Annotated in this window: 9 protein-coding genes and 2 pseudogenes; 4 read left to right on the top strand and 7 right to left on the bottom strand. The window is 65.0% G+C overall.

Annotated elements, in window-relative coordinates:
• Positions 1-19 precede the first annotated feature (19 nt).
• From VFW69_RS06025 to VFW69_RS06050, 6 genes are all read right to left on the bottom strand, one after another.
• Positions 20-1,540 carry a class I adenylate-forming enzyme family protein gene (locus VFW69_RS06025; RefSeq protein ID WP_526499162.1) on the bottom strand — a complete coding sequence of 507 codons (1,521 nt, stop codon included), beginning with the start codon at positions 1,538-1,540 and terminating at the stop codon, positions 20-22.
• Positions 1,533-3,098 (bottom strand): class I adenylate-forming enzyme family protein, encoded by a 1,566-nt coding sequence (locus tag VFW69_RS06030; RefSeq protein ID WP_526499164.1) that lies wholly within the window; start codon positions 3,096-3,098, stop codon positions 1,533-1,535. The genes VFW69_RS06025 and VFW69_RS06030 overlap by 8 nt, the downstream gene beginning before the upstream one ends.
• A complete protein-coding gene (locus tag VFW69_RS06035; protein ID WP_526499166.1) occupies positions 3,088-4,557 on the bottom strand; it encodes a class I adenylate-forming enzyme family protein in 1,470 nt (489 codons plus the stop codon). Before VFW69_RS06035 ends, VFW69_RS06030 begins: the two co-directional genes overlap by 11 nt.
• Positions 4,557-5,357 (bottom strand): enoyl-CoA hydratase/isomerase family protein, encoded by an 801-nt coding sequence (locus VFW69_RS06040; RefSeq protein ID WP_526499168.1) that lies wholly within the window; start codon positions 5,355-5,357, stop codon positions 4,557-4,559. Before VFW69_RS06040 ends, VFW69_RS06035 begins: the two co-directional genes overlap by 1 nt.
• Entirely contained in the window at positions 5,348-6,160 is an 813-nt protein-coding gene (locus VFW69_RS06045) for an enoyl-CoA hydratase/isomerase family protein (protein ID WP_526499170.1), read from the bottom strand. The genes VFW69_RS06040 and VFW69_RS06045 overlap by 10 nt, the downstream gene beginning before the upstream one ends.
• A gap of 119 nt (positions 6,161-6,279) precedes the next feature.
• Positions 6,280-7,101: an enoyl-CoA hydratase/isomerase family protein gene (locus tag VFW69_RS06050; protein WP_526499172.1), complete on the bottom strand. Its 822-nt coding sequence runs from the start codon at positions 7,099-7,101 to the stop codon at positions 6,280-6,282.
• Between the two features lie 120 nt (positions 7,102-7,221).
• Here VFW69_RS06050 and VFW69_RS06055 point away from each other — a divergent pair, with 120 nt between their 5' ends.
• Positions 7,222-7,917 (top strand): hypothetical protein, encoded by a 696-nt coding sequence (locus VFW69_RS06055; RefSeq protein WP_526499174.1) that lies wholly within the window; start codon positions 7,222-7,224, stop codon positions 7,915-7,917.
• Positions 7,914-8,822, top strand: a complete 909-nt coding sequence (locus VFW69_RS06060; RefSeq protein WP_526499176.1) for an enoyl-CoA hydratase/isomerase family protein — start codon at positions 7,914-7,916, stop codon at positions 8,820-8,822. Before VFW69_RS06055 ends, VFW69_RS06060 begins: the two co-directional genes overlap by 4 nt.
• A 19-nt stretch (positions 8,823-8,841) precedes the next feature.
• On the opposite strand, the gene VFW69_RS06065 is transcribed toward VFW69_RS06060, so the two are convergent.
• Positions 8,842-9,642 carry a TetR/AcrR family transcriptional regulator gene (locus tag VFW69_RS06065; protein WP_526499182.1) on the bottom strand — a complete coding sequence of 267 codons (801 nt, stop codon included), beginning with the start codon at positions 9,640-9,642 and terminating at the stop codon, positions 8,842-8,844.
• Positions 9,643-9,933: 291 nt separating this feature from the next.
• Between VFW69_RS06065 and VFW69_RS06070 the strand changes: the two are divergent.
• Positions 9,934-10,176, top strand: a pseudogene (locus VFW69_RS06070) (SDR family oxidoreductase); the annotation flags it as partial.
• Positions 10,177-10,219: 43 nt separating this feature from the next.
• A pseudogene (locus VFW69_RS06075) lies at positions 10,220-10,493 on the top strand (dihydrodipicolinate synthase family protein); the annotation flags it as partial.

Consider the following 10,493-nt stretch of genomic DNA (forward strand, 5'->3'; position numbering starts at 1 on the left):
AGCGATTCGAACGGGTTCCTTAAGCCTGGTCTGACAGCATCCCGCGCAGTCGACGGATGTCGACCTTGCCGGTGGCACCACGGGGAACGTCGTCGTCGGATTCCAGCAGTAGCCACACCGTCGGGACCTTGAAGGCGCTCAACAGAGTTCGCGCGGAGCCGCGCAGCTGCTCGGCGGTCAGCGCACGGCACACCACCGCCGCGCCCACGCGATTGCCCGCAGCGCCGGGAACATTGGTGACGAAGGCGTTGTCGATGCCGTCGATCGTGCGCAGCGCGCTCTCGACCTCACTGGGGTAGACGGTCGCGCCGCTGACTTTGAACATGTCGTCGGATCGCCCGTGGTAGAACAGGAATCCATCGCCGTCGAGGTGGCCGAGGTCACCGGTGGGGTAATAACCGCCGGCGGTGAAGAGATCCTCGCGGGTGCGCCCGCAGATGCCACGCAGCGTGTGCGGTCCGCGGATTTGGATCATGCCGGTGGCGCCCGCCCCGACGGGCGCGCCGCTGTCGGCGTCGACGATGCGGACTTCCATGCCGGGGAACGGTTTTCCGCAGCTGCCCCACGCCGAAGCGGGCATGTCGGTGTCGGCGGGATAACCGCAGTACGGCCCGAAAGCCTCGGTCATGCCGAACAACCTGGCGCGCGCGCCGGGCGGGGCGCGCTGCTCGGGCGGTAACAGCGCCTGCAGGCTTCCCGGCCGCAGAGCGGACAGGTCAGCGCCGACCTCGCTGGCGTACCGTGCCAACGCTTCGGCTTGGTCCGGCCAGCCGCGAAACAGGTTGACCCGTTCGCCTTCCAGCAGTCTCAGGGTCGTTTCCGGCCGCGGTATTTCCTCGGTCACCAGGGTGGCGCCGGCCAGCAGGGCCGACAGTATCCCGCTGCCGAAACCGCCCACCCAGAAGAAAGGCATCGGCAGATACAGGCGGGTCTCAGAGGTGATACAGCGAGCCGCTAGGCCCGACTGCACGGCGCCCAACGCGTTGCCGTGTGAGTGGATGACTCCCTTGGGCGATCCGCTGCTGCCCGAGGTGAACATGATCACCAGCGGGTCGGCGGCCGCGACCGTCGCCGTCATGGGGTCGACGATGTTGCGGGCGTGCTCGCTCGCACAGCCATTTCCGAACCCGTCGACCGACCAAACCGCCCGTAACGCTGGAAGTTCGATTTGCGGCATCGTCTTGAGGTCGTCGACGTAGCGGTGCCCACGGAATTCTTCGACGCTGAGTAAAAACTGCACCGCGGCCGCCCGTAGTTGCGCGGCCAGCTCTGCGGCCGTCAGCAGGGTGCTGAGTGGGACCAGCACCGCGCCGATACGGGTCAGGGCGATGGCGATCTGCACCCAGCGGGTGCCGTTGGGCATGATGAGTCCTACCCGGGTGCCCTTGCCCACGCCGGCCTCGATGAAGATGGCGGCCAAATCACGTGTGGTCGAGTCGAGTTCGCGGTAGCTGATGCGGGAGGTGGGATCGATCACCATCGGCGTGTCACCATCGCGGTCGGCCCGTAGCCGCACCAGCTGGTCGACAGTGCTAGACATCGAAGAGCTCTCTGAGTTGGCGGATGTCGATCTTGCCACTGGACAGCAGCGGAACCTCGGCCCTGCGGAGGGCGACGAATCGCTTGGGAATCTTGTACGCGGATAGTTCCGTTTTGAGGAGCGCAACCAGTGCGGCTTCGTCGAAATGCGGGGCGCCGTCTGCCTGGACAACCGCCGCGGCGACAACCTGCCCGCGCCGGGCGTCGGGAAGGCCGATCACGTAAGCAGGCGCTCCATCGGTGACCCTGCTGATGGCCTTCTCCACCTCGGCCGCCGAGACATTAGCGCCCCCCGTTTTGATCATCGCGCTGAGCCGGCCGACGAAATAGACGAATCCGTCGGCATCGACGCGCACCAAGTCGCCGCTGTGGAACCAACCGTCGACATCGAAACATTGTTCGCGGCTGCGCTTGTAATAGCGCTGCATCAGGTATGGCCCGCGAATGCACAGCTCGCCGACGTCACCGACCGACTTGACGGCAGCGGTGCCGGGATCGATGATCTTGGTCTCGAACCCCGGTGCCGCCTTGCCGAACGAGCCACGCCGGTGCTCGGGTTGGTCGGATTCGTCATCGCCGATCAGCACGACGCTGCCGGCCTCGGTCATGCCCAGCATGTTGTGCCGCAGTTCCGGGTCGGCCGGGCGGGCGTCGGAAGCCATGATCGGGTACAGGTTGCCGCGCCGCATCGACGACAGGTCGCGGCGGGGGAAGCTAGGGTGGTCGGCCAGGTGGGCGATTCCGGCGGCGAACCCGTTGGTGATGGTTGGCTTTTCGGCTTCTAGCAGGTCGAGTGTCGCACCCGCGTCGGTGGCGTTGGAACACACCAAGGTCGATCCGGCCGCCAAAGTCGCGAGCAGGCCGAACGCGAGCCCACCGATCCAGAAGAACGGCGAATTGCAGAACAGCCTGTCGTCGGCCGTCAAGCCGCGGATCCCGTTGAGGTTCTGCTGATGCGCGAGCAGGGCGCCGTGCGTGTGCACCGCTCCCTTCGGTGCGTTGGTGGAACCCGACGTGTACACGATCGTCAGCGGATCACATTCTGCGACATCATCTTCCAGCGCCGTCAGGAGTGCGGTATCGACAGAGTGGGCCAGCCCGTACACCGTCTCGTGAGTGACCGCGACGTGGCGCAGCTGCGGTGCTGCGGCACAAAGCAATCGGGAACCGAGATCGGCGTCCGGGAGGATTTCGGCCAGCCGTTTCACGTAATCGTGAGAGCGAAAAGATGCGGCGGTCAACAGGATTTCCACGTCGCTATCGACCAGTTGCTCGCTCAGCTCGCGGGCGGTGACGAAGGTGGAGAACGGAATCACCACGGCTCCTATTCGCGCCGCCGCCAGCATCCCGACGACGAACTCGGGTCCGTTCGGATAGAGCAGCCCTACATGGGTTCCCTTGCCGGCGCCGAGGGCAATCAGACCGCGGGCGAGCTCCGCCGAGCGGTGATCGGCCTGGGCGTAGCTGATGCGCTCGCCGTCGCAGACGAGAAGGGGGTGGTCTTCGCGCGAGCGGGCTCGGTGTCGCAAGATCTCGACGACGGTGGATTCACCGGGCATGGTCGTGCTGCGCTGCGGACTCTTCGAAGTAGCGCCGGATCTCGCTCAGGTCGGCTTTACCCGAAGGCGTGCGCGGGATCGTGTCGACGATTGCGATCTCGGTGGGAATCTCGTAGCGGGCCAGCCGCTCTCGCAGGTACTCCACCAGCACCCCGACGTCGGCGCAGGCCCGCTCGCGTAGCTCAACCATGGCGACCGGTGTCTCGCCGAGCCGCTCGTCGGGTCGGGCGATCACGGCCGCACCGGTCACGGCGGGGTGGCTTTCCAGTGCGCCGCGAACGTCGTCAGGCATCACCTTGAAACCGCCGCGGATGATCGCCTGGTCGGCGCGCCCGACGATCCAGAGAAACCCGTCGGCGTCGATCCGCGCCATATCGGTGGTCCGCATCCATTGCGCGGCAGGCCCCAGCTGGCCCGGCTTGACCTCCAGCAGGCCGACTTCGTCTGGGCCCAAGGGGGTTCCGTCCTGGGCGACCACCCTGAGCTGAGCGCCAGGATTGGCCCGACCGACGCTGCCCCGTTTGGTTTTCCAGTATCGCTGATGGTCGGGAAGGGTCCAGCCCGCCACGCCACCACCGAATTCGGTTGCCGCATAGGAGGTCAACACGGGAACGCCGTACTTCTCGGTGAAGGCGTCGGCATCCTCGGCCGACAGCGGTGCCGTACCGCAGGTGACGGCCTTAAGGCTTTCCAGGTCGGCGCGCGGAACAGCGGAGTGCAATACGGTGCGCAGGGCGGCCGGTACCAGCGACGCCGCGCGGGGGCGATGCTTGCGCACCGCCTCGGTCCATGCGCTGAGCTCGAATCGTTCCAGCAGCACAAAGGGCCGCGCCTCGGCGATGCATTGCAGCACCCGGAATACCCCGCCGATATGCACCAGCGGTGAGTTGACGATCGCGACGCCGCGGCGCAGCCCTTGAGGCGACGCCGCGTGCTCGGGATCCGGACCCATCACGCTGTGCGCCAGCATGTCGTAACTCAGGTCGATTCGCTTGGGCGGGCCCGTCGTGCCGCTGGTCAACATGCGCACCGCGACACCGGACGGCGGGCCGGCGTCGCGGGCGGGTGGCGTGGTTGCGTCGGCGTCGTCCAGCAGGCCCGAGATCGCCACCGTCGGCGTGCCCGCGGCTACCAGCGTCGTCAGATCGCCGCGCTCGCCGACGATCACGGGAAGCTGCAGCCCGGCAATGTCGTTCTTGGTGCGCTCGTCACCGCGCGACGGGTTGATGACCACGACCGTTCCACCGCCCAGCAGCACGCCCAGAAACGCGGCCACGTGCCCCGGCCGGTTGCGCAACAGCATCCCGACTTCGGCTCCGGAGGTAATGGCTGCGATGCGTTGTGCCGATGCGGCGACCTGAGCCCAGGGGATCCACTGCCCGCCATACTCGATGGCATGCGAATCCGGCTGCAGGTCGAGCACCTCGGCGATGCGTTGTACCAGTGGGTGACTCGACATCAGCGAATCTTCGGTTTGCGCGCCGCGCCCCGGGTCTGGGAATCGTTCTGAGCGGCCAGCTCGGCGGTGCCCAGCGGGTTTCCCAGCCGGGTGTAGATCAAGCCCTGTTCCAGTGCGGCGCGGTACGGCTTGTCCAGCGATTCCCAAATCGCTTTCACCGTGCCCGCTGTCGCGGTCGGCGGCTTGGCGGCGATAGTCACCGCAATCTCGTGGGCACGGTTCCAGAGCCGGTCGGCGGCCACAACCTCGGAGACCAATCCGATCCGCAGGGCCGTGCCGGCGCTGACGCGCTCGTCGTTGCCCATCAGTGCTATACGCAGAGTCTCGCCCAGGCCGATGCGCCGCATCAGGCCGATCGGCTCCAATGCGCAGACCAGGCCGGCCGACACGTGAGAGTCGAAGAACGTAGCGTTTTCGGAGCAGATGACCACGTCGGATTCGTTGATGAAGTAAAACGCGCCGGCTGTGCACATGCCCTGGACCGCACAGACCACGGGTTTCCACATCTTCTGCCATTTGGGGCTGAGGGCCTCGCCGGGATCCTCGTGGTTCCAGATGTTTTCGGGCTGCCCGTACGGTGTCTTGATGTCCAGCCCGGCGCTGAACGCCCGGTCGCCGGCGGCGCGCAACACCACCGCATGCACCGACTCGTCGAGCTTGACCGCGCGCCATGCGCGGGCCATCTCCTCGCACATGGTGCGGTTGAACGCGTTGAGCTGATCAGGGCGATTCAGCGTGATGGTGGCGACATGGTCGCGCGCGTCGACCTCGAGCAGAATGGTTTCGAAAGTCATCGGCATTGCCAGTTCGGTTTGCGTTTCTCGACGAACGCCTTAGGACCTTCCTGCGCGTCCTTGGTACGCAGCACACGCTCGCGGAAGGTCTCGGCGAGTATCTCCGCCTCGTGCAGCGGCACGTTCAGGCCCTTGAGAATCGCCAGTCGGGTGCCCCGGACGGCCAGCGGCGCATTGGAATTGACGACGCCGGCGATCTCGTGGGCCCGCTCCAGCAGGCGGTCATGCTCGACGATCTCGCTGATCAACCCGAGCTCGTAGGCGCGTTGCGCGCTCATCCGCTCGTGCTTGCCCATCAAGGCCATTCGCAGCGCGATCGAGCGGGGCAACACCCGAGACACCCGCACCAATTCCCGCCCCGCCACCAGCCCGATGCTGACGTGCGGATCGAAGAAGGTCGCCTGCTCGGACGCGATGACGATGTCGGTCGTAGTGACCCAATCCATGCCGGCGCCACAGCAGATTCCGTTCACGGCGCTCAGCACGGGCTTGGCCATGGCGCGAAACGGTGGCGTGCCCTCCTGCGGCGCCTCCCATTGGTCATACGTCGACAGGTATGGCCGCTCGTAGATCACCTTGCCGTCTTCCGGAATCTCCTTGACATCGGCGCCGGTGCAAAAGGCTCGGCCGGTGCCGGTGACGATGGTGAGCCAGACGTTGTCGTCGTTTTCGGCCTCGTCGTAAGCCGCGCGAAGCTCGCTGATCATGTGCGGGCTGAGCGCATTGAGGGCGTCCGGCCGGTTCAGGGTAATAGTCGCGGTGTGCCCGTCGACTTCGTACTTGATCGTATCGAACGGGTCAGTGGGCATCGGTCATTCCTTCGTCTGGCGTCGGGTCCAACCCGCGAGTGTGGGGCCTATGGGCGGATTCGAGGCAATTCCGATGCAAAGACCCCGCACTCAGCGCCCTGGAGTCGTTGCTTCCCTGGTTACCGTCCACGAAAATCCGGATCCCGTCGCTGCCGGAAGGCCGCCAGGCCCTCCTTGAAATCGCTTGTTCGGCATGATAATTCCAGGTTGAACAGTTCCTGGGTCAGTGACTGGCTCAGCGTTGCGTGCTGGCCGAAGTTCAGGGCCTGTTTGGCCAGGCCGATCGCGGCCGTCGGTCCGGAGGCCAGCCGGCCCACCAGCTCCTCGGCGGCGTGGTCGAGGTCCGAGCCGCTAACCGTCTGGTGGATCAATCCCCAGTCCGCCGCTTCCGGCGCGTTCACCTTCTCGCCGAGCAGCAGCATGCGCCTGGCCCGCGCCAGGCCGGCGAGGCGGGCCAGCAGCCAGGTGGACCCCGAGTCCGGACTGAATCCACGGTCGATGAAGGGCTCCCAGAAGACCGCATCGTCGGCGGCCACGGTGAAGTCGGCGGCCAGCGCGAGATTGCAACCGAATCCCACGGCCCAACCTCGCACGCTGCACACCACCGGCAGCTGGATGGTTGCGACTAGCTCGATCACCCGGTGAGCGGCATGGGGGATCCGTCGCACCAAATTTCCGCTGCGGGGACTCTGCCCACCGGGATTGTTGGCGGCCACCCAGTCGGCGCCGGCGCAGAAGTCGTCGCCTGCGCCGCGGATGTGTACGGCTCGCAGCGAATCGTCGGCGGCAGCATCGGTCAGCGCTTCGACCAAGGTCCGGATCATCAACTGCGTCACCGAATTACGGCGGGATCGGCGATCGAGCGTCACCAGTAACACCGCACCGTCGCGGTGCACTGTTACCGAACCCTCGGCACCGGCCGTGTCGGCCCCCTGACTCACCGTCGAATCCGGCCTTTCTTCGCCGATACGGTTACCCATACAGTAGGCAATACGATTGATACGCTGTATAAGTTAGCAAGGATACGCTGCCTGCGGAACAACTCAGCTGAAAGAGAGACCATGGCCTTGTCGGAGGGGCACGCCGCGCCCGCGTCGACCAGCAACGGCGACGCGAAATTCGGTGAGGCGCCGCTTGCCCAGACCGTGGCCGCAGCTGCCGCCATGCGGCGTCTGAGCTCGTTGCTGGTATCCCTCGAGCATCCGCACCGCGCGGTGGACGCCATGCTGCAGAAGTTCGCCGAGTGGGAAAGCGAACTGGCGGCCGCGGCGCCGACGGACAACGCGCCGCGCATCGGCGAATTGCCCGACGACCCCCGGCGCGTCTACCTCAACCACGCAACCGATATCGGTGCGTACAACCCGTGCTTTCCCGAATACCAGTTCGACCAACATGATGCCGAGAACGCAACGGGCAGTGTCGAGTTCCCGCTGGTGTACGAGGGGCCGCCGGGATTGGTGCACGGTGGATTCCTGGGCGTCTTCTTCGACTGCGTCATTCAGCACCACAACTGCGTCACCGGCCTTTCCGGCAAAACGCGATCCCTGGTCGTGACCTTCCGCCGGCCGACACCGGTGTTGACCGAGCTGCGCTTCGACATCGCCCGATCCGAGGGCGAACGCGGCATCATGTCGACCGGGCGGCTGTTGCTCGACGACGAAGTCCTGTGTACCGGCGAGGTCAACACGTTGGCGTCACGGCCGGAAAAGCTTGCCGGAACACGATTCGGCAGGCGTCGAAAGGAGCGCGACACATGACCGCCTCGAGCACCTCAGACGATCGCGTGCTGTTCGACATCGATCCCGATCGGCGCATCGCGACCATCACGCTGAACAATCCCAAACAACGCAACTCCTACGATGCGGAAATGCGTGAGGCCGTTGCCCGCTGCCTGGACCGGGTGGCCGAAGACGATGACCTCACGGTGGTGCTACTGCGTGGTGCCGAGGGGGTCTTTTCCACCGGAGCCGACATGAACAATGCCTACGGCTGGTACGGCGCGACCGCGCCACCCAACCAGGCAACCGCCGAGGACCGGGCAGACAAACGTCGTCCCAGCCAGCGGCGGCGACTCACCGTGGACCGCAAGTCTTTTGGCTTCTACCACAATTTCATGGGCTTTCCGAAGGTAACGGTGGGGGAGATCGCCGGCTACGCTCTCGGCGGCGGTTTTGAGATGGCGTTGATGACCGACATCTCGGTGATCGCGCGCGACACCAAGATCGGCATGCCGGCAACCCGTTTCCTGGGCCCCGCACTCGGCAGCCTGCACATGTTCTTTCACCGCCTTGGGCCGGTGCTGTCCCGGCGCCTGCTGCTGACCGGCGACATCATCGAGGCGGCTGAGATCGAACACCTCGGAATCTTCACCGACACCTGCGCGCCCGGTGCGGTGACCGCCCGGGCGCGATATTGGGCAGAGAAGGCGGCGAAGATGCCGGCCGACGGGGTCGTCATCGCCAAGGAGGCATTCCGGCTCGTCGAGCAGAGCCAGGCATATCAGGGCGAAGAGGTCGCCAGCTATCTGTTCCACGCCTTCGGCACAAACCTGCAATTCGGGCCGGACGAATTCAACTTCGTCAAGACCCGTGCGCAGCACGGCGCCCGGGAGGCGTTTCGGTTACGCGACGAGCACTTCCACGTACCGGAACCCGAAGGCTGACAAGCCGTTTCGAGCGGAATTAGTTAGACGCTGCCGCTTTGGTGCGACCCCGAGTGGTAGCCGACTTGGCCGGCTTGCGCTGTCGTGATTGCGCCGCCTTGCTGCCCTTCTCGTCGATCAGCCTGCTGGCGTGATCGAGAATGCAGGTGAGCCCGTACTCGAAATTGGTTTCGTCGGGCGCGCCGATGCGGTGACCTATCCGGGTTACCTGAGAAAGGAGTGGGGTCGTTTCCGGGTCGATGGAGACGGCGTCTTCGATGGCCCGAGGCCCGACGTCCGACGATTGATTCTTTTCGTAGAGCCGTTGCAGTACCACCGATCCACGCACGTGAACCGAAACCGCCGAATAGGTGTCGAACGCATCCTCCGGTGACAGGCCGGCCTCCACCAAATTGGCCACCGCCTTCTCCATCTCCTGAGCACCCATCCGCGCCGCCTTCGGAGAAAGGGCCGCCCGAATCAGAATCAGGTCGCACAGAATTGGGTTGCCCATGAAGGTCTTACGCATCAATCGTGCGTGGTTGCGCAAGGTCTCGCGCCAGTCGCTTGCCTCAACATAGGGAGTCGCGAACACGTACTTGCTCAGCGCGCGGTCGGTCATCGCGTTGAGCAGGTCGTCCTTCTTGCGGAAGTACCAGTAGATGCTCGTCACACCGACACCAAGATGTTTGCCGAGCAGCGGCATGCTCAGGTTGTCGATCGACACCCGCTCAGCGAGTTCGAATGCGCCGCTGATGATGTCATCGGGATTGATGGACCCGCGTTCGCGTCGCTGGCGTTTATCGGCGGTTGCCTGTTTTGCCACTACGGGCACCTCCATCAAAATCCGTTTCATGCATGCGGTCTGGTAGCCGTGCTGTCGGTAGAGTTGAATTTACCCGCACTTCTCTCCTGACCTGCGTATTCGCCTTCGTGTCGCATTCTTCCTCTGCTACTGTAATACCTATCGTAGGCTTTTTGGTAAACCGGCTGGACAGGCGAAGATGACCAGACTAGAGCTGCGGATTAAGCAATGGATCTAGGGCTGGCGAACGCCACTGCGGTGGTAGTCGGCGGTAGCCGCGGGATGGGATTGGCGACGGCACGCTGCTTTGCCGACGAAGGCGCCCGGGTGTCGCCGGGCAGCATCGCGTCCGAATCCCTGGTCGGCTGGGCGAAGACGGTGGGGGTCGACGGCAACGACCCCTACGCCCTGATGGAGGCCATCGCCAAGCATTTCGGTCATCCCGCGCACGTGCCGCGTGCGGGCCTGCCGGACGAAATCGGCCCGGTCGCCGCGTTCCTGGCCTCGCGGCGCAACTCCTACATGACCGGAGCCAACATCAACGTCGATGGCGGTTCAGACTTCACCTGAGGACGCGTCGAAGAAATCGATTGGCAGACAAAAGGAGTCGAGTGTGGCTACGGCAACAGAGGCGCGTGCGTGGGCGCACGGTGCATTGCGGGGGATCGGTGACTCCCTGTACACCCCGTTCTGCGGCACCGACGGCGATGATATCGACTGGGATGCCTACCGGACGCTGGTGCGCTACTGCGTCGGTGATCTCGGGCATCCGATGTTGTGGTGCACCAGCGGAATAGCCGAGTTCTGGTCGCTGACTCTCGACGAGCGCAAACGCCTGTTGGAGGTCGCCGTCGAGGAAGCGCGCAGCATCAATCCCGACGTGGTGG

Source organism: Mycobacterium sp., from assembly GCF_036273375.1.
Classification (GTDB): domain Bacteria; phylum Actinomycetota; class Actinomycetes; order Mycobacteriales; family Mycobacteriaceae; genus Mycobacterium.